The organism is Roseovarius sp. THAF8, from assembly GCF_009363735.1.
GTDB lineage: Bacteria > Pseudomonadota > Alphaproteobacteria > Rhodobacterales > Rhodobacteraceae > Roseovarius.
In genome coordinates, this window is record NZ_CP045410.1 from 422,187 (window position 1) to 446,680 (window position 24,494).

General features: G+C 65.2%; 21 protein-coding genes and 1 riboswitch. Of the genes, 9 read left to right on the forward strand and 12 right to left on the reverse strand.

The genetic code is table 11. From position 1 onward, the window contains the following. Positions 1–41: 41 nt before the first annotated feature. The 3 genes from fumC to FIU85_RS02110 are packed head-to-tail and all read left to right on the forward strand — an operon-like array spanning position 42 to position 1,830. The gene (gene fumC / locus FIU85_RS02100) at positions 42–1,439 is read left to right on the forward strand and encodes a class II fumarate hydratase (protein WP_152495671.1); all 1,398 of its coding nucleotides are present in this window, start codon (positions 42–44) and stop codon (positions 1,437–1,439) included. After that, entirely contained in the window at positions 1,436–1,615 is a 180-nt protein-coding gene (locus FIU85_RS02105) for a DUF4169 family protein (protein ID WP_152495672.1), read from the forward strand. The genes fumC and FIU85_RS02105 overlap by 4 nt, the downstream gene beginning before the upstream one ends. Beyond that, entirely contained in the window at positions 1,612–1,830 is a 219-nt protein-coding gene (locus FIU85_RS02110) for a ribbon-helix-helix domain-containing protein (RefSeq protein WP_152492306.1), read from the forward strand. Before FIU85_RS02105 ends, FIU85_RS02110 begins: the two co-directional genes overlap by 4 nt. A 147-nt stretch (positions 1,831–1,977) precedes the next feature. Here the strand turns inward: FIU85_RS02110 and FIU85_RS22580 are convergent, their stop codons facing one another. The 4 genes from FIU85_RS22580 to FIU85_RS02130 form a co-directional block, all read right to left on the reverse strand. Beyond that, entirely contained in the window at positions 1,978–2,235 is a 258-nt protein-coding gene (locus FIU85_RS22580; protein WP_172978774.1) for a hypothetical protein, read from the reverse strand. Between the two features lie 58 nt (positions 2,236–2,293). Continuing rightward, entirely contained in the window at positions 2,294–3,661 is a 1,368-nt protein-coding gene (locus FIU85_RS02120) for a cytochrome P450 (protein WP_152495674.1), read from the reverse strand. After that, positions 3,658–4,866: a hypothetical protein gene (locus FIU85_RS02125; protein WP_152495675.1), complete on the reverse strand. Its 1,209-nt coding sequence runs from the start codon at positions 4,864–4,866 to the stop codon at positions 3,658–3,660. The genes FIU85_RS02120 and FIU85_RS02125 overlap by 4 nt, the downstream gene beginning before the upstream one ends. 166 nt (positions 4,867–5,032) lie before the next feature. Beyond that, positions 5,033–5,785, reverse strand: coding sequence for a cytochrome c biogenesis CcdA family protein (locus FIU85_RS02130; RefSeq protein ID WP_152495676.1), 753 nt, complete (start codon positions 5,783–5,785; stop codon positions 5,033–5,035). A gap of 105 nt (positions 5,786–5,890) precedes the next feature. Between FIU85_RS02130 and FIU85_RS02135 the strand changes: the two genes are divergently transcribed. The 3 genes from FIU85_RS02135 (at position 5,891) to thiC (ending at position 8,773) form a co-directional block, all read left to right on the forward strand. After that, on the forward strand, positions 5,891–6,118 hold the full coding sequence (locus FIU85_RS02135) for a sulfurtransferase TusA family protein (RefSeq protein ID WP_152495677.1): 228 nt from the start codon (positions 5,891–5,893) through the stop codon (positions 6,116–6,118). A 197-nt stretch (positions 6,119–6,315) separates the two neighbouring features. After that, on the forward strand, positions 6,316–6,681 hold the full coding sequence (locus tag FIU85_RS02140) for a phasin family protein (RefSeq protein ID WP_172978067.1): 366 nt from the start codon (positions 6,316–6,318) through the stop codon (positions 6,679–6,681). A 64-nt stretch (positions 6,682–6,745) separates the two neighbouring features. Continuing rightward, positions 6,746–6,867, forward strand: a riboswitch (TPP riboswitch). A gap of 106 nt (positions 6,868–6,973) precedes the next feature. After that, positions 6,974–8,773 (forward strand): phosphomethylpyrimidine synthase ThiC, encoded by a 1,800-nt coding sequence (thiC, locus tag FIU85_RS02145; RefSeq protein ID WP_152495679.1) that lies wholly within the window; start codon positions 6,974–6,976, stop codon positions 8,771–8,773. A gap of 250 nt (positions 8,774–9,023) precedes the next feature. On the opposite strand, the gene FIU85_RS02150 is transcribed toward thiC, so the two are convergent. The 7 genes from FIU85_RS02150 to purC form a co-directional block, all read right to left on the reverse strand. Then, positions 9,024–11,762, reverse strand: a complete 2,739-nt coding sequence (locus FIU85_RS02150; protein WP_152495680.1) for a ribonuclease E/G — start codon at positions 11,760–11,762, stop codon at positions 9,024–9,026. Positions 11,763–12,231: 469 nt separating this feature from the next. Continuing rightward, a complete protein-coding gene (locus tag FIU85_RS02155; RefSeq protein WP_152495681.1) occupies positions 12,232–12,987 on the reverse strand; it encodes an SDR family NAD(P)-dependent oxidoreductase in 756 nt (251 codons plus the stop codon). Between the two features lie 63 nt (positions 12,988–13,050). Then, positions 13,051–14,385, reverse strand: a complete 1,335-nt coding sequence (locus FIU85_RS02160) for a sigma-54 dependent transcriptional regulator (protein ID WP_152492296.1) — start codon at positions 14,383–14,385, stop codon at positions 13,051–13,053. Positions 14,386–14,391: 6 nt separating this feature from the next. Then, positions 14,392–16,167, reverse strand: a complete 1,776-nt coding sequence (locus tag FIU85_RS02165; protein WP_152492295.1) for an ATP-binding protein — start codon at positions 16,165–16,167, stop codon at positions 14,392–14,394. 78 nt (positions 16,168–16,245) lie between these two features. Continuing rightward, entirely contained in the window at positions 16,246–16,914 is a 669-nt protein-coding gene (gene purQ / locus FIU85_RS02170; RefSeq protein ID WP_152495682.1) for a phosphoribosylformylglycinamidine synthase subunit PurQ, read from the reverse strand. Beyond that, complete coding sequence (gene purS, locus FIU85_RS02175) at positions 16,914–17,153, reverse strand: phosphoribosylformylglycinamidine synthase subunit PurS (RefSeq protein WP_103761394.1); 240 nt, start codon at positions 17,151–17,153, stop codon at positions 16,914–16,916. The genes purQ and purS overlap by 1 nt, the downstream gene beginning before the upstream one ends. A gap of 14 nt (positions 17,154–17,167) precedes the next feature. Continuing rightward, entirely contained in the window at positions 17,168–17,929 is a 762-nt protein-coding gene (gene purC, locus FIU85_RS02180; protein WP_152492292.1) for a phosphoribosylaminoimidazolesuccinocarboxamide synthase, read from the reverse strand. 159 nt (positions 17,930–18,088) lie between these two features. Between purC and FIU85_RS02185 the strand changes: the two genes are divergently transcribed. The 3 genes from FIU85_RS02185 (at position 18,089) to bmt (ending at position 21,534) form a co-directional block, all read left to right on the forward strand. Further along, entirely contained in the window at positions 18,089–18,403 is a 315-nt protein-coding gene (locus FIU85_RS02185) for a DUF1476 domain-containing protein (RefSeq protein WP_152495683.1), read from the forward strand. 162 nt (positions 18,404–18,565) lie between these two features. Beyond that, the gene (locus FIU85_RS02190; RefSeq protein WP_152495684.1) at positions 18,566–20,479 is read left to right on the forward strand and encodes a phosphatidylglycerol lysyltransferase domain-containing protein; all 1,914 of its coding nucleotides are present in this window, start codon (positions 18,566–18,568) and stop codon (positions 20,477–20,479) included. 32 nt (positions 20,480–20,511) lie between these two features. Further along, complete coding sequence (gene bmt / locus FIU85_RS02195) at positions 20,512–21,534, forward strand: betaine--homocysteine S-methyltransferase (RefSeq protein ID WP_152495685.1); 1,023 nt, start codon at positions 20,512–20,514, stop codon at positions 21,532–21,534. 293 nt (positions 21,535–21,827) lie between these two features. On the opposite strand, the gene FIU85_RS02200 is transcribed toward bmt, so the two are convergent. After that, positions 21,828–24,260, reverse strand: coding sequence for an FAD-dependent oxidoreductase (locus tag FIU85_RS02200; RefSeq protein ID WP_152495686.1), 2,433 nt, complete (start codon positions 24,258–24,260; stop codon positions 21,828–21,830). Positions 24,261–24,494 lie beyond the last annotated feature (234 nt).

A 24,494-nucleotide genomic window follows, 5' to 3' on the forward strand; every position in this document is an offset into this window, starting at 1 on the left:
GTCCGGTATGAAACCCAAAAGCAGTTCCAGGAGACGCCGACATGACCTCTACCCGTACAGAATCCGACAGTTTCGGCCCGCTGGAGGTTCCTGCGGAAAAATACTGGGGGGCACAGACGCAGCGCTCGTTGATGAATTTTCCCATCGGCTGGGAAAAACAGCCGGTTGCGATCGTGCGTGCGCTCGGCGTGATCAAGAAGGCTTGCGCCATGGCCAACAAGGAGGCGGGCGTTCTGGACGCCAAGCTGGCGGACGCAATCATCGAAGCGGCGGGTGAAGTCGTCGAGGGCAAGCTGGACGACCATTTCCCCTTGGTGGTCTGGCAGACGGGTTCGGGCACGCAATCGAACATGAACGCCAACGAGGTCATCGCCAACCGCGCGATCGAGATCCTCGGCGGCACCATCGGCAGCAAGGACCCCGTTCACCCCAACGATCACTGCAACATGGGGCAATCCTCGAACGACACCTTTCCGACCGCGATGCATATTGCCACGGCCATGTCGGTGCGTGATGTCCTGCTGCCGGGGCTGGAGAAACTCGCCGCAGGGTTGGAGGAAAAGTCCAGCGAATTCAAGGATATCATCAAGATCGGCCGCACCCATACGCAGGATGCGACGCCGTTGACTCTGGGCCAGGAATTCTCGGGCTACGCCCACCAGGTCCGCCAGGGAATCGCTCGGGTCGAGACCGGCCTTCCGGGCATTTACGAGCTGGCCCAGGGAGGCACGGCCGTGGGCACGGGCCTCAACACCCGCAAGGGCTGGGGCGAAACGGTGGCGGCGAACATGGCCGAGATCACCGGCCTCCCCTTCGTCACCGCTCCCAACAAGTTCGAGGCGCTGGCGGCCCATGACGCGATGGTTTTCCTGTCCGGCGCAATCGCGACCGTGGCAGGCAGTTGCTACAAGATTGCCAATGATATCAGGTTCTTGGGAAGTGGCCCACGCTCTGGCCTGGGCGAGTTGATCCTGCCGGAGAACGAGCCCGGATCGTCGATCATGCCGGGCAAGGTGAACCCGACGCAGGCCGAGGCACTGACCCAGGTCGCGGCGCACGTGATGGGCAACGATGCGGCGATCAAGTTCGCAGGCAGCCAGGGGCATTTCGAGCTCAATGTCTACAACCCGATGATGTCGTATAACCTGTTGCAATCCATACAGCTTTTGGGTGACGCGGCGGACAGCTTCACCGAGCGGATGCTGCTGGGAATCGAGGCCAACGAGCCCCGGATCGAGAAGCTGATGAAGGAAAGCCTGATGCTGGTGACGGCGCTGGCGCCGACCATCGGCTATGACAATGCCACCAAGGTCGCCAAGACAGCGCACAAGAACGGTACCACGTTGAAAGAAGAGGCAATTTCGCTGGGGTTCGTGGACGAAAAGACCTTTGACGAAGTGGTGCGGCCCGAAGACATGATCGGCCCGAAAGACGCATGAGCGAGGTCGTCAATCTCAACCGCGTTCGGAAGGCGAAGAATCGCGTGAAAAAGCGGACGCAAGCTGATGAAAACGCAGTGAAATTCGGTCGAACCAAGGTTGATCGAGAGGTTGACGAGGCAAGAGCGAAAAAGGCGCGGGAAGCGCTGCGGCAGCATCGCCTGGACGACGAGTGAGCCGGCCGGTCAAACGGTCTCTGACCCTGCGCGGGCACCGGACAAGCGTGTCCCTGGAAGATGATTTCTGGAAGGCTTTCAAGGAGATAGCTGGCGAAGAAGATGTGCCGGTAAACCTGCTGGCCGCCCGGATCGACGCGGCGCGGGGCGTGGAGATGGGGCTGGCGTCGGCGATCCGGCTCTACGTTCTGCGGCATTACCGGGAAAAAGGTTAACGGATCCGGTAGCGCCGAATCCCACGTCGGTATCGCGTCGGTATCCGAGTGGTAATGCGGCGGTGCCGTTGTCATTCGACGGCCCGATTAACACACCGCACGGGCTTTACCCGTTCTTAACCCTGATCGCGTCAACTTGGGGCCATGTCAGAGCTTCGTCTTTTGTTGCCCGCGGACCTTTGGATGCGGAAGATCTTCGACGCGAAAGCGGCGCGGGATGGCGGCGTTGTCCGACGCAGCGTGAGGGACATCGAGCGGATCGTGGGGCGTGAGCGGTTCCGGTGCGAGATAACGCGACGGGGCTATCACGCGGTCGAGAACGCCGGACAGGTCGTAATCTTTTGCAATAACGAGCGTGTGTCGGTTTGGTGCTGAAGCCAAAAGCTTTGAGAAAGCTTTTGGCAAATCTTTTTTGAAAAGATTTGCCCCGGCCCAAAGTGTTTCCGGGACACATTGAATCGCTTTAGTCGCGCGGCGTGACCTTGAGCCAGATGCCGTCCTTGCCGCGCACGGTCAGGTGCGCCACCGGTATGGCGGGGCGCTCGGACACCAGATCGAAGCGGTAGGCGGCGACCAGCATGGACAACAGGAGCGGCCCCTCGATCATCGCGAATCCGGCCCCGGTGCAGACCCGCTGGCCGGCGGAGAACGGCATGTAGGCATTGCGCAAACAGGTCTTGCCGTTCTCGGTGGCAAAGCGGGCCGGGTCGAAATCGTCGGGGCGGTCCCACAGCCGTTCGTGACGGTGCTGGTGCCACGGGCTGAGGACGATCTGGCTGCCTTTCGGAACCGCGCGGTCGCGGAAGGTTTCAGGACAGGCGGCCTCGCGCACCATCATCGGCACGGGCGGGTAAAGGCGCAGGGTTTCGCGAAAGACATCGCGCGAGACGCGCAGTTTGCCCATGTCCGAAAAGCCCATCGTGCCGTCCGTCAGCACGCCTTGCGCCTCGGCGGCGAGGCGGTCCTGCCAGTCGGGATGCATGGCCAGCAGGTAAAGCGCCCAAGAGAGCGCGGAGGCCGAGGTCTCATGGCCCGCGAGAAAGAAGATCGCCACCTGGTCGACCATCTCGGGCGTGTCGAAGCGGTCGCCGGTTTCGGAGTCCGTGGTGGTCATGATCTTGGTGGCCAGATCGTCGGGCGCGGTGCCCGCAGCGATTTCGTCCATGCGGCGGGTCGTCAGGCGGGTGATAAGGTCGCGGATGGTGCGGGCGGTGGCCTTGGTTTTGGCCCGGTGAAAGCGGGGGAACCAGCGCGGCAGCGGCAGGAAGGCGGCAAGGTTCAGCATGGGCTGGGTTCGCTGGTGCTCGCGGAACTCGTTGAAGACGCGGGTGGCAATCTCGTCCTCGATCGGGATCGAGAAGAGCGTGCGGAAGATCACGTCGGCGGCGACGTGGCTGGTCTCGGCCTCAATCTCGACGGGCTGGCCGGTGGCGTGCCCGGCCAAACGGGCCACGGCGCCCTGCCCCGCGGCGAGCATGGCTGGGAAGGTATCGCGCAGGCGCCCGCCCTCGAAGGCCGGGTCGATGATACGGCGCTGGCGTTTCCATGTCTCACCGTTCGTGACGAAGACGGAATTGCCGAGAAGCGGCGTGAGGCCCTCACGCACGCGGTCGGATTTGGGGAAGTCGTCGGGGCGGTTTTTCAGCACGAGGTCAACAAGCTCTGGCTGGTTGCAGAGGTAGGAGCGGAAGAACGGCGTGCGGAATTCGGCCATCCACGCGCGGTAGAGCCGTGCGGGCTGGGCCGAGAGGATGTCGGCCCGGAAGAGCCGCATGTAGCGCCAGAGTGAAACGCGGCCCTCGCGCGCCGGGGGCTTGGGGGGCTGCGTCATGCCGCCATGCTCGTGAAACGGGAGGTGGCGCGGGTGATGCGGCTGGGCGACGGGGCGCGGTCGGCGTAGCGGTGGCCCAAGGTCTGCGGGCCGGCGGTGATCTGGAAATAGTCGTAGTCGCCGGGGCGGTCGAAGGCGCAGAGATACTGGAAATGCAGGCGGAAGAAGCGCCAGCGCAGGGCTTTCCAGCGCTCGGGGCTGAGTGTTTGAGTGAAGGCGGCCGACAGGATCAGGGGCCAGCGCTGGTTTTCGGGGGCGACGCCCGAGACGCAGACGGGATCGCACAGCGCGAAGGCGCAGCCGTCGCCGGGGGCGGTGACGTCGACCCAGGTGAGTTCATCGCGGATCGAAAGGTAATGCAGGTCGGCGCGGAGGCGGTGGGCGTTTTTGAGGAACGAGACCATGGGGACGACCTGCCCCAGCGTGAGGAAAGAGAGTATCGGGCCGTTGTGCGGTACGCGGCCCTGGCGGATCAGGTCGGCGAGGATGGAGACACCCAGATGCGCGCCGGAGGAATGGCCGACCACCAGCACCTCGTCCACGTCCGTGGTGAGCGCCGCGGCGATCTCGTCGGTGAACTGGGCCATCCGCGCCTCCAGCTCGGGCGGGTTGGCGCCCTTGGATTGGGCCGAATAGGCGTAGTCGTGCATGAGGTAGTAGGCGAAGAGCTTGTTGTCGCGGGCCTTGAACCAGTGGAGCACGGGCGGGACCACCGCGAGGCCCGCCCAGGCCGCGTAGGGGTGCAGGAGCGCCAGCAGGCGGCCCAGAGCGTAGGCCAGCGCGAGGGCAATCAGAAGCTGCACGATCAGGAACCCCACCGGGTAGAGCGCGGCGATGACCGGCCCCTTGCGCAGGCGCATCAGGCGGAAGAGCGCGCCCGAGGCGATATAGGTCCAGGCGGTGCGGATGAGTTGCAGGTAGGTGCCGGCGATGCCGCGTTCCATGCTGTCGCGGACGATGTCGGACCAGACCAGCACGTCGAACTCGGTATGGATGTCGTGCCCGTCGATCTGCGCATCGACCTGCCAGCCATAGCGGCCTTCGGATTTGCGGGCGGAAAGGGTGAGGTCATAGCCCGAGAGGCCCGCCTGTTCCGCGCCCTCCTTGCGGTAGAGCTCGCGGTAGCGGCGCGGGTGGATGGGATCGTATCCCGGGATGTAGAACACCCGGCGGCGGGTGACTTGGGCTTGGGTGGGGCTGCTCATGCCAGACCTGTCTTGGCCTCTTCTTTGGGGAGAGGTTAATCGAAGTCTTGGGCAAGAGTAAGGCTGATGTGCGACAGAGAATCCCGGACCCGATCCGGGATCTCATGCCGAGGCGCGGCTGGGCGAGGTCGCGGGACGGGGGCGCAACGGGGGCGGACAGAGGCCCCTAGCCCACCATGGCCAGCGCCGGGAACATCTCGAGCAGCCAGTAGGAGAAGGCGGCGAACCCGCCGGTCAGCATCAGGAGGCCGATGGTCCAGAGCAGGAGCCCCATGATACGCTCGATCTGGTCCATGTGGCGTTTCATCCAGGCCATGAGCCCGGAAAGGCGCGGCAGGAAGGCGGCCACGAGCAGGAACGGGATGCCCAGGCCCGCGGCGTAGACCGCGAGCAGGAGCGTGCCGCGCGTGACCGAGGCCTCGGAGGCGGCGAGCGACAGGATCGCGCCGAGCTGCGGCCCGATGCAGGGGGTCCAGCCGAAGGCGAAGGCGAGGCCGAGGATATAGGCGCCGAAACTGGTGCCGCCCTTGTCGCCCACGTCGAGCCGGGCCTCGCGGTCCATGATGCCGATGCGGAAGATGCCCAGGAAATGCAGGCCGAAGATCATCACGATGAGGCCCGCGGCGGTGTTGAACCAATCCTGGTATTGCAGCAGCTCACGGCCCATGGCCGAGGCGGCGAAGCCCAGCAGAAGAAACACTGTCGACAGGCCCAGCACGAAGAAGAGTGCGGGCAGGATCGCCTTGTTGCGGGACGTTTGCGCGGTTTGCAGGTCGGTGACGGTGACGCCGCTCATGTAGGCGAGGTAAGGCGGCACGATGGGCAGCACGCAGGGGCTGAGAAACGAGAAGACGCCGGCCACCAGCGCGATGGCCATGGCGGGGATCAGGGTGGCGTCTATGAGATCGATTCCGAACATGGACCCCCGTGTATTGCAAAACGAAGGGGGCGTCACGCGACGCGGGGTCACGGGGCGGTCACATCTCGGTGGACAGGCTGTAACGGTTGGATTACCTCCCGAGCCATGAGCGAACCTGAGATCATCGACGCCGTGGGGCTCTTGTGCCCCCTGCCCGTCTTGAAGCTGCGCAAGCGGATGAAGCCGCTGGCGGCAGGCGACGTGATCGTGCTGCGGGCGGATGATCCGGCGGCGGTGATCGACGTGCCGCATTTCTGCGCCGAGGCGGGGCATGAGCTGATCGAGACGGTCGAAGACGGGACGGCCACGCTTTACCGGGTGCGCAAGGGCTGAGCCGCACGGGGGGTGCGACAACGGCGCGGCTCCCAGCGGCCCGGTTGCGCTGTACCTCGGGCCGGCTACGTCATATAATTGTTACAGTTCCGAATGGCGCGAGGCGCATGTTTCGGTGTGGTGTGCCAGTTCGGACGACATTCCCGCAAAGACCGCGCCACCGCGGCCTTTGCCGAAGCTCGGAAGGAGTGGCGCAGATGGCAAAATCGACGAAAAAGACCACCGAAACCCCGGACGCGACCGACCCGGCCCATGCCGGCATGGTCGCCGCGATGGCCGCGTTCAGCCCCGTGGCTACCACGGCGTGGTTCGACATGATGCAGGAAAGCATGCGCTTTGTGACCGAGCGGCTGGAAAAGGACCTGGAGGCGCAGCGCGCGATGCTGGCCTGCAGGACGCCGCAGGAGCTGATGCAGGTGCAGAGCGATTTCATGAAGAAGGCGTTCACGGACTACACCGAAGAGACGCGCCGGATGATGGAGATGATGGGCGTGGCGTTGCGGGTCGATATCAAGGACACCACCCCCACGACCCGGCGCAATTACGACGACGTGCCGGTCTGATCCGAAACCCGCCGCAGCTTTTTCCGAATATCCGTTGAAATCACGGCGACGCTTCGCTAGCCTCCCGCTTACGCAGGGGGGTCCCGCCCAGGGGACTGAGAGGCTGACGAGGGCATATGCCCGGTGACGCGACCCTTTGAACCTGACCCAGTTGACACTGGCGTAGGAAGCTAGGATCGCATCCCCGGCCCGCCCGGGTTGTGGTCCGAAGACGGGGCGCATCGCCCCCGCGTTTCCCCCAAGCCACGACTCATCTGGTGTCTTTTCGAGTAACCGCTTGAGGAGCGCCAAAATGAACGTACCCAATCCCAAGATCACCACGGGCGAGCTGCCCGCATCGCGCAAGATCTATGTGAACGGCACGCAATTCCCCGAGATCCGCGTGCCGATGCGCGAGATTTCCGTGCATCCCACATCGGGCGAAGAGCCCCTGCCCGTCTATGACAGTTCCGGGCCTTACACCGACCCGAACGTGCTGACCGATATCCGCGAGGGGCTGCCGAAGCTGCGCCGCGGCTGGATCACCGCGCGGGGTGACGTGGAGGAATACGAGGGCCGCGTGGTGAAGCCCGAGGACAATGGGTTCGTCGAAGGCGACCGGCTGACGCCGGAATTTCCCAACCTTGCCGCGCCGATGCGGGCCAAGGACGGCAAGGCGGTGACGCAGCTGGCCTATGCGCGGGCGAGCATCGTCACGCCGGAGATGGAGTTCATCGCGATCCGCGAGAACCAGATGCGCGAGACGGTGGCGGAGGCGCGGGACGGCAACGATTGGGGCGCAAATATCCCTGATTACGTGACGCCCGAATTCGTGCGCGACGAGGTGGCGGCGGGCCGGGCGATCATCCCGGCAAACATCAACCACCCCGAGGCTGAGCCGATGATTATCGGGCGCAATTTCCTGGTGAAGATCAACGCCAACATGGGCACCTCCGCCGTCACCTCGTCGATGGAAGAGGAAGTGGACAAGCTGGTCTGGGCGATCCGCTGGGGCGCGGACACGGTGATGGACCTTTCCACGGGCCGCAACATCCACAACACGCGCGAATGGATCATCCGCAACAGCCCCGTGCCGATCGGGACCGTGCCGATCTACCAGGCGCTGGAAAAGGTGAACGGCATTGCCGAGGACCTGACCTGGGAGGTGTTCCGCGACACGCTGATCGAACAGGCGGAACAGGGGGTGGATTACTTTACCATCCACGCGGGCGTGCGCCTGCACATGGTGCCGATGACGGTGGACCGGGTGACGGGGATCGTGTCGCGCGGCGGGTCGATCATGGCCAAGTGGTGCCTGCACCATCACCGCGAGTCGTTCCTTTACGAGCATTTCGAGGAAATCTGCGACATCTGCCGGGCCTATGACGTGAGCTTTTCTTTGGGCGACGGGTTGCGGCCCGGGTCCATCGCGGATGCCAATGACGAAGCGCAGTTCGCCGAATTGGAGACGCTGGGCGAATTGACCAAGATCGCCTGGGCCAAGGATTGCCAGGTGATGATCGAGGGGCCGGGCCACGTGGCCATGCACAAGATCAAGGAGAACATGGACAAGCAGCTGGAATGCTGTCACGAGGCGCCGTTCTATACGCTGGGACCGCTGACCACGGATATCGCGCCAGGGTACGATCATATCACCAGCGGGATCGGGGCGGCGATGATCGGCTGGTTCGGCTGCGCGATGCTGTGCTACGTGACGCCGAAGGAGCATCTGGGCCTGCCCGACCGGGACGACGTGAAGACCGGCGTGATTACCTACAAGATCGCGGCCCATGCGGCGGACCTCGCCAAGGGGCTGCCGGGGGCGCAGCGGCGCGACGATGCGCTGTCACGGGCCCGGTTCGAGTTCCGCTGGGAGGACCAGTTCAACCTGTCGCTGGACCCCGAGACGGCGCGCGAGTTCCATGACCAGACCCTGCCCAAGGAGGCGCACAAGGTTGCGCATTTCTGCTCGATGTGCGGGCCGAAATTCTGCTCGATGCGGATCAGCCATGACATCCGCGCCGAGGCGCAGAAGGAAGGGATGGAGAAGATGGCCGCGAAGTTCCGCGAAGGCGGGGATTTGTACGTGCCGGTGGACGAGGCGGAGGAGTGAGTGCCGGGTTGACCCGGCACTCATCCCGGACCTGATCCGGGATCTCTTCGCGTGGAGATCCTCGGGTCGAGCCCGAGGATGACGGCGCGTGGGGGGCGAGTGGCATCCCGGACTTGAGTCGGGATCTCTGACCGATGAGGTCCCGGGTCAGGCCCGGGACGGCGTGGGCAAGAGGCGCGCGTCGCACCATGTGCATCAAATAAAAACGCCGGGGTCCTGCCCCGGCGTTTTTCGTTTTGGTCAGAGCAACTTAGCCGCCGAAAGACCACCAGCCCTTGCGCTTGGGCTTATCATCGTCCGCCGCTTGCTTGGCGGCCTCGCCCGTGTCCGCGGCTTCGGCGGCGACCGGCTCGGGCTTCTTGCGGGTCGAGGTCGAACGCGTGCGCGGTTTCCTGGCAGGCTTGGCCTCGGCTTCGGGCGCCGAATCCTGAGCCGTTTCGGCGGCTTCGGGGGCGGGTTCTGCCGCCGTTTCCGCCGCCACCTCGGGTGCAGGCTCTTCCTTTTTCTTGCTGCGCGAGCGCGGCTTGGGCTTGGGCTTCTCCGCAGGTTTGTCCTCTGGCGGGGCCTCGGCACTCTCTGCCGGGGCCTCGTCCTGCGCGGCCTCTTCCTTGGGCGTGTCGTCGGTCTTTTTCTCGCGGGACCGGCTCACGCGCTTGGGCTTTTCGTCTTTCGGCGTCTCGTCGGAGGCTTCTTCGGACTTGGCCGTGACAGGCTCGGCCTCGGACGGTTTGTCTTCCGTCTGCGGCGCGTCCCGGCGCTCGGACTGGTCGTTGTCCGACGCGTCGTTGTTGTCGCGGGTGTCGCCGTTCTGCCCGTTTTCGCCATTGCCCGACTTGGAGCGCGAGCGCGACCGGCGGCGGCGCCGGCGCTTTTTCTTGGGCTGGCCGTCGCCGCCGTCGTTGCGCCCGTCATTGCCCTCGTTCTCGGGCGCGGGAGGCGCCTCGGCGGGATCGGGCGTCTCGGCCTCCTCGGCGGCGTCGATATCGTCCATCAGCGAGCTGTCGACGGACACCACCGCCGCGGCGGTCTGCTTGACGTTGCGGGTGGCGGTCTTGAATTTCTCGAGCGAGAAATCGGGGCTGACCAGCGTCGGATCGCCCTCGATCCGCACCGACAGGCCGTAGCGGCCCTCGATCTGGGCCACGTGCTCGCGCTTCTGGTTCATCAGGAAGTTGGCGATGCCCACGGGGCATTTCACCAGCACCTCGCGGGAGCGGCCACGGGTGCCCTCCTCCTCGATCTGGCGCAGGATGCTGAGCGACATGTTGTCGTCCGAGCGAATGAGGCCGGTGCCGTGGCAGGCGGGGCACGGTTGCGTCGTGGCCTCGATCATGCCGGGGCGCAGGCGCTGGCGCGACATCTCCATCAGGCCGAAGCCCGAGATGCGGCCCACCTGGATGCGCGCGCGGTCGGTCTTGAGCCGGTCCTTCATGCGCTTTTCGACGGAGGCGTTGTTCTTTCGCTCGTCCATGTCGATGAAGTCGATCACGATCAGGCCGGCAAGGTCGCGCAGGCGCAACTGGCGGGCGACCTCGTCGGCGGCCTCGAGGTTGGTCTTGAGCGCGGTTTCCTCGATCGAGCCTTCCTTGGTGGCGCGGCCGGAGTTGACATCGATGGCCACCAGCGCCTCGGTCACGCCGATGACGATGTAGCCGCCCGACTTGAGCTGCACGGTGGGGTTGAACATTCCCGCGAGGTAGCTTTCGACCTGGTAGCGGGCGAAGAGCGGCAGGGTCTCGCCATACTGTTTCACGTTCTTGGCGTGGGACGGCATGATCATCTTCATGAAGTCCTTGGCGATGCGGTAGCCGCGCTCGCCCTCGACATGAACCTCGTCGATATCGCGATTGTAGAGGTCGCGGATCGAGCGTTTGATCAGGTCGCCCTCTTCGTAGATCTTGGCGGGCGCGATGGATTTCAGCGTCAGCTCGCGGATCTGTTCCCACAGGCGTTGCAGGTATTCGTAGTCGCGCTTGATCTCGGACTTGGTGCGCTTGGCGCCTGCGGTACGCACGATCAGGCCCGCGCCCTTGGGCACATCGATCTCGTTCGCGATCTCTTTCAGCTTCTTGCGGTCGGTGGCGTTGGTGATCTTGCGCGAGATGCCGCCGCCACGGGCGGTGTTGGGCATCAGGACGCAGTAGCGGCCCGCGAGGGAAAGATAGGTGGTCAGCGCCGCGCCCTTGTTGCCGCGCTCTTCCTTGACGACCTGCACCAGCAGGATCTGGCGGACCTTGATGACCTCCTGGATCTTGTAGCGGCGCGGGCGCGGTTTGCGCGGCGGGCGGATATCCTCGTGGTCGTCGTCATCGGCGACGGATTCGATCGTCTCGTCCTTGGAGGAGGCGTCGGTGCGCTTGGTCTCGTCGTCGTGATCATGGTCATGGTCATGATCGTGGTCGCCGCGGTCCTCGTCGCCGTTGTCCTCGTCGACGCCCTCGTCCGTCTCCGGCGTCGCGGCCTCGGCATCGTTGTCGCTGGGTTCCTCGACCGGGGTTTCGGCCACGGTTTCCATGGGCGACAGGCCCTCGTCGTTGTCCGACCCGGCATCATCGAGGTCGATCGTTTCCATTCCCTCGATGTCGGACTTGGCGACCGCGTCGCCGTTGTCGGCCTCGGCCGCCTTGGACGACCGCCGCCGGCGACTGCGCTTGGGCTTGGGTTTTTCGTCTTCCTCGTCGCGCGACTTCATCGCCTCGGCATAGGCGCGTTCCTCTTCCAGAAGCGCCTCGCGGTCTGCGACGGGGATCTGGTAGTAATCTGGATGAATCTCGGAAAAGGCGAGGAAACCGTGCCGGTTGCCGCCGTAATCGACGAAGGCCGCCTGAAGCGACGGTTCGACCCGTGTGACCTTTGCGAGGTAGATGTTGCCAGCTAGCTGGCGCTTGTTCTCCGATTCAAAGTCGAATTCCTCGACCTTGTTTCCGTCGACCACCACGACGCGGGTTTCCTCCGCGTGGGTGGCATCGATAAGCATTTTCTTAGCCATGTATGTCCGTTGCATGACGAAGGCCGCCGCCCCCCGGGGGGTGCGAGCGTGCGTTGGTCATGTCTTTTTCGAGCGATATGCGACGCGCGGCAGGCCCGACCGGATCGGGTCTTGCTGTGGAACATCGATGTTCTCGCGCGCGTCATCGCGGTTCTTCTCCAGGGCTGCGGGACCTCGGCCCCTGCCCCCGTTCATGTGCCGCATCATCCCTTGGAATGTGCCGGCGTCTCGTGGTCCCTGAGGGACCCAATCGGTTGCCTCACCACCCGTCGCAGGGTTTGAAGCAGCGAAACTCGGAATTGATCCACAGGGTGGATCGTCATTCCTAAATAAGGGTTTCGTGCGGTAAAACACAATGGGTAATCTTGCGCCGGCCGCAAATCGCGGCCCGGCACCGATACACGTTTAGCGAGATTGCCCACAGAGGCGGCATCCCCGCGCCGGTTGCATGGCGCGGGGGTCGCAGGTGTCAGGCCGAGAAGTTAGGTTGGCCGTTCGACGCCGACAGGCCGCCATCCACCGGCAGCACGACGCCGTTGACGAAGACCGCGTCGGCAGAGGCCAGGAACGCGATGACGCTGGCCACCTCCTCGGGCTTGGCGCCGCGGCCCATGGGAATGCGGTCGGTGAAGCGGTCCAGAAGTGCTGCGTCCTCGCGGATGCCCTTGGACATGTCGGTTTCGGTCATCGAAGGGGCCACGGCATTGACGCGGATCTCCGGCGCAAGGTCCAGCGCTATGGCGCGGGTCATGTTGCTGACCGCGCCCTTGGAGGCGTTGTAGCCGAACATCTGCCAGTCGCCGCCGAGGCCCGACACCGAGGACGTGTTGACGATGCAGGCGCCGTCGGCCTTTTTCAGTTCCGGCAGGGCGGCGGTGACGCAATTGAACATGCCACCGACATTGATGCGCATCTGGGCGTCAAAATCCTCGTGGCTGAGTTCGCCGGGCGCGCCGCCGCGGGCGATGCCGGCGTTGTTCACCAGGCAGGTCAGGCCGCCGAACGTGTCGACCGCCGCCTCGACCAGCCGGGCGGCATCGTCAGGCTCCGCAACGTCGCCGGGCGCGATGTGGGTATGGCGCTCGGGCAGGTCCTTGGCGACATCTTCCAGCTTGTCCCGGGTGCGTCCGTTGAGGACGACGTTCCAGCCGTCCTCGGCAAAGCGGCGGGCGGTGGCGGCGCCGATGCCGGAGCCGGCCCCGGTGATGATCACGGTGCGGGTCATGCTGCTCTCTCCTTTTGTGTGTTGCAGGAGAAACGCATGGCCACGGGCCGGGTTCCGGCCGAACTAGAGGTAGTCCGACCGTTGCAGGCCGTATTTCGCCATCTTCTCGTTCAGGGTGCGGCGCGGCAGGCAAAGCTCGTCCATGACGGACGCGATGGAGCCCTTGTGGCGGCGCATGGTGTTGTCGATGAGCATCCGCTCGAACGCCTCGACATATTCCTTGAGCGGCTTGCCTTCGGTGGTCATCACCGGCTGCATGTCCTGGTGGTCGGACATCAGGAGCGAGGCGATGGTGCCCGAGCCCCGGCGCGATTGCAGCACGGCGCGTTCGGCGATGTTGATCAACTGGCGCACGTTGCCAGGCCACGGTGCCTGCAAGAGTTGCGCGGCCTCCTGGGCGGAGACCTGCGGCGCCTCGCAACCGTAATCGTCGGCGAAGGCGTCGGAGAAACGGGTGAAGAGGGTCAGGATATCCTCGCCGCGCTGCCGCAGGGGCGGCACGGTGATGCGCAGCGCGCCGAGGCGGTAGAAGAGATCCGAGCGCAGCGCGTCCTCGCAGGTGCGGTCCTGTTCCTGCATGTTGGAGATGGCAACCACGCGGGTTTCGGGCGGCGTGCCTTCCTCGTTGACGAAGGTCAGCAGCTTGGCCTGCGCGGCCTCGCTGAGTTTCTCGATATCCTCCAGCACCAGCGTGCCGCCGCGGGCCTCTTCCACCGCAGGCAGGCGGGTGTCCTCGGGCTGCATCGGGCCGAAGAGGCGCTTCATCAGGGCGTCTTCCTCCAGCGCCGAGCAGGAGATCAGGACGAATTTCTTGCCCGCGCGCGCGCCGACGGCGTGCAGGGCGTGGGCCACGAGGGTCTTGCCGGTGCCGGTCTCGCCCTCGATCAGGACATGGCCGTCGGCCTGGCCCAGATCCAGGATGTCCTCCTTGAGGCGTTCCATCACCGGCGAGGCGCCGATCAGTTTCTTCATCAGCTGGCCGCCATCGGACAGCTCGCGGCGCAGCGCGCGGCTGTCCAGCACCATGCGGCGGGCATTGGTGGCGCGCTTGGCCAGCTCGTTCATCCGGTCGGGGTTGAACGGCTTTTCCAGGAAATCGTAGGCCCCCACCCGCATCGCTTCGACCGCCATGGGCACGTCGCCGTGGCCGGTGATCATGATGACGGGTAGCGAGCTGTCGGTGCCCATCAGCTTTTTAAGGAACTGCATCCCGTCCATGCCGGGCATCTTGATGTCGGTGACGACGATGCCGGGGTAATCGGGCCCAAGAACCTTGAGCGCCTCCTCGGCGGAGGGGAATGCCTCGGTGTCGTACCCCGAAAGCGCCAGCCATTGGCTGATCGATTGGCGCATGTCCTTTTCGTCGTCGATGATGGCGATCTTCATGGCGGTCGGCATATCCTTCTACTCCGCTGCTCTGGTCTCATCGGGCTGAGAGTCTTCACTTAATATGGGCAGCTGCATTTCGAATACAGCCCCACCGATCGTGGCATTGCGTGCCGTGAGCCGGCCGCCAAGGTCGTTGACGATGCCCGAGGAAATGGCAAGCCCCAAGCCGACACCGTCACCGGGCTCCTTGGTGGTGTAGAACGGCTCGAACAGGTTCTCGATATCGGCGATGCCCGAGCCGTTGTCGCGCACGGTGAGCACGGCGGTCTCGCCCGCGGCCAGCAGCACGTCGATGCGCGGTTCGGAAGCGTTCTGGGTGGCGTCCATCGCGTTGCGCAGCAGGTTGATGATGACCTGCTCGATGCGCACCCGGTCGCCCATGACCCAGACCGGGTCTTCGGGCAGGGTGCGGGTGATGTCGACCTTGCGTTCACGCAGTTGCGGCTCCATCAGGGCCAGCGCGGAATAGATCGCATCGCCCATGTTTACTGGCTGAAACTGGTTCGCGTCGCGCCGGGCGTAGGATTTGAGCTGCTTGGTGATCGCGCCCATCCGCTCGATCAGGTCGTCGATGCGCTGGAACGAGCTGACGGCCTCGTCGGGGCGGTTGCGCGACAGCAGAAGGCGGGCGCCGGCGAGGTAGGTCTTCATCGCCGCCAAGGGCTGGTTCAGCTCGTGGGAAACCGCCGCCGACATCTCGCCCAGCACGGCCAGTTTCGAGCTTTGCTGGAGGGTCTGTTCGGCCACGGCGAGGTTCTCCTGCACCCGTTGGCGCTCGGCGATTTCCCGCTGCAGCCGTGCGTTCAATGCGCGAAGCTCCGCCGACTCGCGCTGGAAGAGCGAGGCGCGCGCCGCCGTCTTGCGGTTGAGAAAGTAGAAGGCGAGCGCCAGAAGGATGGCGAAGACCATGATTTCGAGCGCCAGGACGCCGTTCACCTTGTCCCGGACCGAGGCATAGGTGGTGAACGAGGCGATGCGCCAGCCCCGGAAGGCCACCCTGCCCTCGACCCGCATCACCGCCTCGCCCTCGACATAGGCGTCGGGCGGCAGGCTGGACCAGTCGGTGGTGGCCTGGATGGCGCGAAAGATCGCGGAACTGGGCGGCTCGCGCGTCAGCGCCGCCTGTTCGGTCAGGCCGCGCCAGCGCGGCTCGGTCGCCAGGATGATGCGGCCCTGCGAGTCGGTGACCAGCACGGCGTCGGAAATGCCGGCCCAGGCGCGTTCGAACTTCTGCAGGTTGATCTCGACCACGATCATGCCGGCGAGCGTCTGGTTGCTGTCTACGCGGCGCGAGTAGAAAAAGCGGAAGGCGCCGGTTTCGTCCTGCACGATGGTGAAGATGTTGTCGCGGCTGCGCAGGGTATCGACGAAGTAAGGCGCGTCGCGCGCAGATTGCCCGATGCGGGCGCGGTCGGTGGCGGCCACGACGCGCCCGTCGGCATCCAGAAGCGTCAGCGAGGCGGCCTCGATCTCTTCGTTGAAGGTGATGAGGCGTTGGGACGATTGCGTGAAATTGCCCGCGTCAAGCGCGCTGATGAGCGCGGGGTCGCGGGCCAGAAGCTGCGGCACGATGGCATTCTGGCGCAACTCGGACAGAAGGTTGCCGGAGTAGAGCGCCAAGCGCAGCTCGGCCCGGTTGCGGGTGTTCTCGGTAAAGCGGTCGGTCAGCAGGCTGTTGGTGACGGCGACGACCCCGATGGCGAGCGCCACCAGCGTCAACAGCGCCAGACGCGCCCGCCAGCCCAGCGTGCGCCCGTTCCTGTCCTCGCTTGAAAAGAAGCCCGTGGCCATGCCTCAGATTACGCTGTCGCCAAGGGCGGAACAAGGGCGGTCGACGGCGCCTTTGGCAGGTTGCCGCCGGCGCGGCGCTCAGGCGGTTTCGAGGCTGCCGACAAGGCTGGAAAAGAGCGTTGCGCCCTCGGTGTTGCCGTGGGTTTTCTCGGCCATCCGCTCGGGATGCGGCATCATCCCGAGCACGCGGCGGTTTTCCGACAGGATGCCGGCAATGTCCTGCTGCGAGCCGTTGGGGTTTTCGACGTACCGGAAGGCGACGCGATCCTCGTCGTTGAGCCGCGCGAGCGTGTCGTCATCGGTGTAGTAATTGCCGTCGTGATGCGCGATGGGAATGGTGATCGTGGTGCCCGCATTATAGCCCGAGGTGTAAGCGGAATTCGAAGTTTCCACTTTCAGATCAAGGGCTTTGCAGACATACTTCAGGCCCGAATTGCGCAGAAGGACCCCCGGCAGCAGCCCGGTTTCGGTCAACACCTGGAAGCCGTTGCAGATGCCCAGCACGTAGCCGCCCTTGTCCGCGTGCGCCTTCACCGACTGGCAGATCGGCGAGTTGGCCGCAATCGCGCCGCAGCGCAGGTAGTCACCGAAGGAAAAGCCGCCCGGCACGCCGATCACGTCGACACCGCCGGGCATCTCGGTGTCCTTGTGCCAGACCATCGACACCTTGGCGCCCGCGTTCTCGAACGCGACCTTCATGTCACGGTCGCAGTTGGAGCCGGGAAAGACGATGACGGCGGCGTGCATCAGGCGATCTCCACCGAATAGGATTCGATCACCGTGTTCGCCAGCAGTTTTTCGCACATCGCCGTGACGGTCTCTTTCGCCTTGCCGGGATCGGTCTCGGTCAGGTCCAGTTCGATGATCTTGCCCTGGCGCACGCCCTCGACCCCGTCGAAGCCCAGCGACCCGAGCGCATGGCGCACGGCCTCGCCCTGCGGGTCGAGAACTCCGTTTTTCAGCATGACGTGTACGCGGGCTTTCATGTGGTCGGGGTCCTTCAGTTGATCAGCGTCGGTTTGGTCACGGGCGGGTTGGTCTTGGGCATGACGCCCAGGCGCTTGGCCACCTCGGTATAGGCGTCGGTGAGGCTGCCGAGGTCGCGGCGGAAGACGTCCTTGTCGAGCTTCTGGCCGGTCTCGATATCCCACAGGCGGCAGCTGTCGGGCGAAATCTCGTCGGCCACGATCAGGCGCATGAAATCGCCGTCATAGACACGGCCGATCTCGATCTTGAAATCCACCAGCTTGATGCCGACGCCGTACATCACCCCGGCGAGGAAATCGTTCACGCGCAGGGCGAGCGACAGGATATCGTCCATGTCCTGCTGGGTGGCCCAGCCGAAGGCGGCGATATGCTCCTCGGTAACCAGCGGATCGCCCAGGGCGTCGTCCTTGAGGCAATATTCCACGATCGGGCGCGGCAGTTGCGTGCCCTCGTCCATGCCCAGCCGCTTGGCCATCGAGCCGGCGGCATAGTTGCGCACGATCACCTCGAGCGGGATGATCTCGCAGGCGCGCACCAGCTGCTCGCGCATGTTGATCCGCTTGAGGAAGTGGTTGGGAATACCGACATTGGTCAGGCCGGTCATGAAGTATTCCGAGAGCATGTTGTTGAGCACGCCCTTGCCTTCGATCACATCGCGTTTTTCCGCGTTGAAGGCGGTGGCGTCATCCTTGAAATACTGCACGATCGTGCCCGGTTCGGGGCCTTCGAACAGGGTTTTCGCCTTGCCTTCGTAGATTTTCTTGCGCCGCGCCATGGGCTCTCTTTCATCTGGGGCCGCGACAAGGGACTCGCGGCATCTGGCGTTCTCATAGTCTATGCGGCGAAATGGGGCAAGGCGGCCTTATGCCCTTGCGTCTTTGTGGCCGTGCGGCCATATCTGGGAGGACTGAAATACCTGCCCGGGGAGAGCCTGATGAGCACCTTCGACGATCGTGAAAACGCGTTTGAGAACAAGTATGCCCACGACGAGGAAATGAAATTCAAGGCCGAGGCGCGGCGCAACAAGCTGTTGGGCCTGTGGGCGGCCGAAATCCTGGGCAAGACCGGGTCGGATGCCGACGCCTACGCGAAAGAGGTCGTGCTGTCGGATTTCGAGGAAGCGGGCCACGAAGACGTGGTGCGCAAGGTCGCGGGCGACCTGGGCGACATGGCCGATGCCGACAGGATCCGCTCGAAGATGGACGAGCTGCTGCGCGTGGCGCAGGAACAGCTGATGAAGGAAACCTGACGGCGCGTGGGTTTTCACCCACCCTACGCGGGCGACGGCCGGGCCGCAAAGGTCCGGCGAGGCCCGGCGCGGTGCGGGATTTGCATTCAATTTGACACGTTAAACCGACGGTAACGCCGTGGTCTTACCCTGTGCCGACATGGGCCAGGGAAGGATCTGAACATGACATCACCGGGGCTGCACATCGCGATGCCCGGCGCCGGAGGCTGGGTGCGGGTGGCCGCGCCGTTCGGGCTGGGTGCGATCTGCATCTGGATTCTCGCGGGCCAGATCGAGGACGGCGCCTTCGCCGGCCTGGGGGCCGTCATGGCGCAGCTGTCGGCCTGGCAGTGGCTCGGGGCCCTGCTGGCCACCGCGGCAAGTTTCGCCGCGCTGGGCCAGTATGACGTGATATTGCACCGGCACCTGCGAACGGATCTTCCCTCGGCACAGGCACGGATCAGCGGCGCCGCCGCGATCGCCATCGGTCAGACCGTGGGCCTGGGCGTGATTTCGGGCGCGCTGGTGCGCTGGCGCCTGTTGCCCGGGCTGAGCCTGGTCCAGGCGACGAAGCTGGCCACCGGCGTCGCGGTGACATTCCTGATCGGGCTCAGCTTTGCGCTGGGGCTGGTCGCGCTTTTCGCGCCCCGGGGGCTCTTTCCACCCGCCCTGCCCGCCCTTCTGATTTTGGTGTTCGGTGTCAGCGGGCTCCTGGTCTTTCTTCACCCGCGCATCCGGCTGAGGGCGCTGACCCTGCGGATGCCCAGCCTGGGTGCGCTGGGGGCAATCGCCGGGTTGACGCTGATCGACACGCTGGGTGCGGCGCTGGCGCTGTGGTACCTGATGCCGGACGGCATGGCGGTCTCGTTCGCGGCGCTGCTGCCGATCTACATGATCGCGCTCGGTGCGGCGCTCCTGAGCGGCACGCCCGGCGGGCTGGGACCGTTCGAACTGGTGCTGGTGGCGCTTCTGCCACAGGTTCCGGACACCGAGCTGCTCTGTGCCATCGTGGCGTTCCGGCTGGTCTATTACGCGTTGCCGGCGGTGCTGGCGGGGGCGCTGCTGATGCGACCGCTGCGGGCCGGAGCCCGGCCCGGCACGATACGCCGCCCGTTGAGCGAGGCCGACCTGAGCGGGCCGTGCATGGCCGAGGCTGGCCTGTGCCGCCAGAGCGGTGCGGAAATCGTGGCGCTCGGCACGGTGCGGCTGCCGGTGATCCGCCCGGGCCAGACGCTGTGCCTGCTGTTCGGTCCGCTTGCCGCCCCGGGGGCCGCCGGATCGCGCAACGCGCTGACGCTTTTGCGACGCCATGCCGGACAAGAATCGCTCGTCCCTCTGGTCTACAAGGCCGATGCGAGGCTGGCCGCCACGGCACGGCGGTTGGGATGGCGGGCGCTGCATGTCGCCGACGACATGGTGCTGCACCCGGCCGGGTTCCGCCCCGAGGGCCGCGCCTATCGACAGCTGCGCCGCAAGCTGCGCCGGGCCGACCAGTCCGGGGTGAGCGTGGCGCGGGGCGCCCGCCTGCCCTTGGCCGCGATGCGCGAGACGGATGCCGCATGGCAAGCGCGCCAAGGCACGGCCCGCGGCATGACGATGGGCCGCTTCTGCCCGGTCTACCTGAGCCACCAGGCGGTGTTCATCGCGCGCCAGGACGGTCGCGTCGTCGGCTTTGCCAGCTTCCATACCGGACGGCGCGACTGGTGCCTGGACCTGATGCGCACGGACGACGATGCGCCCGAGGGCACCATGCACGCGCTGGTCACCGCCGGTATCGCCGCCGCCCGCGAGGCCGGCGTCGCACAGCTGTCGCTGGCGGCCCTGCCCCCGGAAAACGGCCCCGTGGCGCGTCTGGCCGCGCGGTTCGCGCCTTCGTCCGGCCTGGCGCAGTTCAAGACCAGCTTCGGCGCGATCCGCGTGCCACGCTACGCCCTTGCCCGCAGCCGTGCGGGCCTGTGGCTGGGCCTGCTGGACCTCTGGCTGGCGATACGGCGGCCCGCGTCTCGCTCGGACCAGGCCGAGGCGTCCAGGGCCGATGGTATCCCGGCTCAGGATGATGATGAAGATTTTGGGTTTGCGCAGGCAAGGAATGTATGAGATTTCCTGCGCGAGACCACAAAGGGCTGCGCATGACCAACGCATTGAGCAAGATGATCGCCGAGCGGGACTGGATCCTTGCCGACGGGGCAACGGGCACCAATCTTTTCAACATGGGGCTCGGCTCGGGCGATGCGCCGGAGATGTGGAATGTCGAGCATCCGGACCGGATCACCCGGCTTTACTCCGAGGCGGTGGACGCGGGCAGTGATCTGTTCTTGACCAATTCCTTCGGCGGCAACGCCGCCCGCCTGAAGCTGCACGGTGCCGAAAAACGCGCCCGCGAGTTGAGCCGCATCTCCGCCGAAATCGGCCGCGACGTGGCGGACCGGCGCGACCGTCCGGTGGTCGTGGCAGGCTCGGTCGGCCCCACCGGCGAGATCATGGCGCCGATGGGCAAGCTGACCCACGAGCTTGCGGTGGAGATCTTTCACGAACAGGCCGACGGTCTGAAGGAAGGCGGCGCCGACGTGCTGTGGCTGGAGACCATCAGCGCCCCGGAAGAATACAAGGCCGCGGCGGAAGCGTTCCGGCTGGCCGACATGCCCTGGTGCGGCACGATGAGCTTCGACACCGCGGGGCGCACGATGATGGGCCTGACCTCGGCCGACATGGCGACGATGGTCGAAAAGCTGGACCACAAGCCGCTGGCCTTCGGGGCCAATTGCGGCGTGGGCGCATCGGACCTGATGCGCACGGTGCTGGGATTCGTGGCCCAGGGCACCGAGCGCCCGATCGTGGCCAAGGGCAATGCGGGCATCCCGAAATACGTGGATGGGCATATTCATTATGACGGCACGCCGGAGCTGATGGCGGAATACGCGGTCCTGGCCCGCGACGCGGGCGCGACCATCATCGGCGGCTGCTGCGGCACGATGCCCGAGCACCTGTCGAAGATGCGCGAGGCGCTGGAGACGCGCCCGCGTGGCGCGCGCCCGACGCTGGAACAGATCACCGAGGCGCTGGGGGCTTTTTCGTCCGACGTGGACGGCACGGAAGGCGACAGCGGCGACACGCCCCGCCCGGCGCGGCGCAACCGGCGGCGGCGCGGGTAAGCTGCGACGCGGCTTCGGGCCGGAACTTGCCGGGCGTAGGGAGGGTGAAAACCCACGCCTGTCAGCGATCAAGCCCCGCGCCCGTCGCCCCGAGGGCGTCGCACGAGTGCGGCATCCCGACAATGCGCCATGCCGAAGGTTCTCCGTCAGAACCGGACGAACCGCCTGCTGGAGACCCTTTGAACCCTCGCTCAAGACGCCCGCGCCGGCTCCCTCGCCTGCGGGACAACGGGCGTCATCCACCTGCGCCAGGCCAAGTTTGAAGCCCCCGACCGGCGCAGGCAATCCGCATTTCAGGCGCGCAGTTTTTCGCCCTTGGGATCGAACGGCGGCTCGTGCAGGATGCGGGCCTTGTGCGGGCGGCCCAGCACCATCACCTGCACGTCGTCGCCGGGTTGGACCGTACCGGACTTGACGTAACCCAGGGCCAGGCTCATGCCCACGGTGTAGCCGTAGGTGCCCGAGGTGACGCGGCCCACGGGTTTGCCATTCGCGTCGCGGATCGGCTCGCCGCCCGTGGCGTCGGCGTTGGAGGCGGTGACGTCCTCCTCGTCGATATGGATCAGCACCAGTTCCTCGCGCGTGGGTTCGGCCATGGCCCCTTCTGCCGCCGCTTTGTTGAGGAAGTCCTTGTCCATCTTGCAGAGCGGCTTGAAGCCAACCTCGTGCGGGAAGTATTCGGGGCTGTATTCCCGGCTCCACGAGCCATAGCCCTTTTCGACCCGCATGGACATGAGCGCACGGGCGCCCACGGGACCAGCGTTGAACTCTTTGCCTGCTTCGAGCAGCGCTTTGTAGAGTTTCTCCTGGTCCTCGGTCTTGCAGTGCAGCTCCCAGCCCAGGTCGCCGGTGAAGCTGACCCGCAGGGCGAGGCAGTGCACACCCGCGATGTCGATCATCTTGGACCGCATGAAGGGGAAATCCTCGGTGGCGAGGCTTTCGTTGGTCAGGCGCTGCAGCATCTCGCGCGACTTCGGTCCGGCGACGTTGAAGCCGCACATGGCCTCGGTCTTGGACTCAAAGGTGGTGCCTTCGGGCAATGGCACCATGTCGAAGAACCGCTTGTGATAGCGTTCGGCCATGCCCGAGGAGACGACCCAGAATTCATCCTCGGCCACCCGCGTGACGGTCGCGTCGCCCGCGATGCCGCCGCGCACGCCGATGAGCGGCGTGAGGCAGGAGCGGCCGACGGATTTGGGCATCCGGTTGGCGAAGACGGCATTCAGCCACTCCTCGGCCCCCGGCCCCTTGACGTGGTACTTGGCGAAGTTGGAGATATCGATGATGCCTGCGCGGTCGCGCAGCATCCTGCATTCCTCGCCCACCGGGGCCCACCAGTTCTGGCGGATGAACCCGTTGGTGTCCTTGGTACCGGGTGCATCGGCGAACCATTGCGGATGTTCCCAGCCATAGTTCAGGCCAAAGACCGCGCCCATCTCCTTCTGCATTTCGTAGACGGGGCGCGTGCGCAGGGGGCGGCCCGCCGCGCGTTCCTCGTTGGGGTAATGAATGGCGAAGCGGTGGGCATAGACATCCTCGACCTTCGCCTTGACGAATTTGCGGTCGTTGGCCCAGAGGCCGAAGCGCGCGATGTCCCAGGCGAACATGTCGTATTTCATCTCGCCCTCGACGATCCACTGGCTGACCATCAGGCCCATGCCGGCGGATTGCGAAAAGCCCGGGATGATGCCGCCGACCATGAAGTAGTTCTTGAGCTCCGGCACGGGGCCCAGGATCACGTTGCTGTCGGGCGACCAGATCATCGGGCCGTTGATGACCCGCTTGATGCCCGCCTCGGCGGCGACCGGGACGCGGTCCATCGCGCGCATCACGTTTTCCATGATGCGTTCCAGATCGTCTGGGAAGAGGTCATGGGCGAAGTCGAGCGGCGTGCCATCCTCGGCCCAGAAGCGCATGTCACGTTCATAGGCACCGATCAGCAGGCCCTTGCCCTCTTGCCGCAGGTAGTATTCGCCGTCGCGGTCTGCGACGGATGGCAGGCGGCGGTCCATGCCGTCGATCTCGGCGATGGTCTCAGTCACGAAATACTGGTGTTCGGTGGGTTGCAGCGGCACTTCGATGCCCGCCATTTTCGCCACCTCGCGGCCCCAGAGACCGGCGCAGTTGATGACCCATTGCGTGTGGATCTCGCCCTTGGGGGTCTCGACGATCCAGCTGCCGTCCGGTTGCGGCACGGTGGCGGTGACGGGGGTGAAGCGGTGGATCTCCGCGCCGCGCTGGCGGGCGCCCACGGCATAGGCGTTGGTCACGCCCGAGGGGTCAACGTTGCCGCCATCGGGTTCCCACATGATGCAGCGGATGCCCTCGAAATTGACCAGCGGGTGCTTTTCCTCGGCCTCTTCGCGGGTGATCTCGTAGAAGTTCATGCCGTAGAGTTCGGCCTTGGCGGCCTGAAGTTTCAGCTGGTGCTCGCGGTTTTCGGTCTGCGCGAGGTAGAGCGAGCCGGGCTGGAAGACGCCGCAGCTTTGGCCGGTTTCCTCTTCCAGGCTGTTGTAGAGGTTCATCGTGTAGTGCTGCAGGCGGCTGATATTGGCGCTGTCATGCAGGCCGTGGATGTTGGCCGCCGCGTGCCAGGTCGAACCGGAAGTCAGCTCGTCACGCTCGAGCAGGACGACATCGGTCCATCCCAGCTTGGTCAGGTGATAGAGCACCGAGCATCCGATAACGCCCCCTCCGATGACAACGGCCTGTGCGTGAGTTTTCATGTTGCTTCCCATTTCGCTGTTTGGCGGTACACTGCCCCAGCGGGGCCGCGCGCGTGTGTCGGTTCCCGACATCATCGGTCGTGTGGAGGCATTTTGCCCTGTCGTTTCCGACAGGGGATTTCGGTTTGCGTCAGGGGACTAATGTCGGGGATTGGCGGCTATGGTCGCGCGATCGATAGACCGCGGGGTGGCGATCAGTCCGGAATTCAGTGCGCTTTATGGAAGCCAAATCCG

Coding starts and splice junctions, on each gene's coding strand:
- fumC (WP_152495671.1), top strand. CDS start 42: ATGACCTCTACCCGTACAGAATCCGACAGTTTCGGCCCGCTGGAGGTT.
- FIU85_RS02105 (WP_152495672.1), top strand. CDS start 1,436: ATGAGCGAGGTCGTCAATCTCAACCGCGTTCGGAAGGCGAAGAATCGC.
- FIU85_RS02120 (WP_152495674.1), bottom strand. CDS start 3,661: ATGACGCAGCCCCCCAAGCCCCCGGCGCGCGAGGGCCGCGTTTCACTC.
- FIU85_RS02125 (WP_152495675.1), bottom strand. CDS start 4,866: ATGAGCAGCCCCACCCAAGCCCAAGTCACCCGCCGCCGGGTGTTCTAC.
- FIU85_RS02130 (WP_152495676.1), bottom strand. CDS start 5,785: ATGTTCGGAATCGATCTCATAGACGCCACCCTGATCCCCGCCATGGCC.
- FIU85_RS02135 (WP_152495677.1), top strand. CDS start 5,891: ATGAGCGAACCTGAGATCATCGACGCCGTGGGGCTCTTGTGCCCCCTG.
- FIU85_RS02140 (WP_172978067.1), top strand. CDS start 6,316: ATGGCAAAATCGACGAAAAAGACCACCGAAACCCCGGACGCGACCGAC.
- thiC (WP_152495679.1), top strand. CDS start 6,974: ATGAACGTACCCAATCCCAAGATCACCACGGGCGAGCTGCCCGCATCG.
- FIU85_RS02150 (WP_152495680.1), bottom strand. CDS start 11,762: ATGGCTAAGAAAATGCTTATCGATGCCACCCACGCGGAGGAAACCCGC.
- FIU85_RS02155 (WP_152495681.1), bottom strand. CDS start 12,987: ATGACCCGCACCGTGATCATCACCGGGGCCGGCTCCGGCATCGGCGCC.
- FIU85_RS02160 (WP_152492296.1), bottom strand. CDS start 14,385: ATGCCGACCGCCATGAAGATCGCCATCATCGACGACGAAAAGGACATG.
- FIU85_RS02165 (WP_152492295.1), bottom strand. CDS start 16,167: ATGGCCACGGGCTTCTTTTCAAGCGAGGACAGGAACGGGCGCACGCTG.
- purQ (WP_152495682.1), bottom strand. CDS start 16,914: ATGCACGCCGCCGTCATCGTCTTTCCCGGCTCCAACTGCGACCGTGAC.
- purS (WP_103761394.1), bottom strand. CDS start 17,153: ATGAAAGCCCGCGTACACGTCATGCTGAAAAACGGAGTTCTCGACCCG.
- purC (WP_152492292.1), bottom strand. CDS start 17,929: ATGGCGCGGCGCAAGAAAATCTACGAAGGCAAGGCGAAAACCCTGTTC.
- FIU85_RS02185 (WP_152495683.1), top strand. CDS start 18,089: ATGAGCACCTTCGACGATCGTGAAAACGCGTTTGAGAACAAGTATGCC.
- FIU85_RS02190 (WP_152495684.1), top strand. CDS start 18,566: ATGACATCACCGGGGCTGCACATCGCGATGCCCGGCGCCGGAGGCTGG.
- bmt (WP_152495685.1), top strand. CDS start 20,512: ATGACCAACGCATTGAGCAAGATGATCGCCGAGCGGGACTGGATCCTT.
- FIU85_RS02200 (WP_152495686.1), bottom strand. CDS start 24,260: ATGAAAACTCACGCACAGGCCGTTGTCATCGGAGGGGGCGTTATCGGA.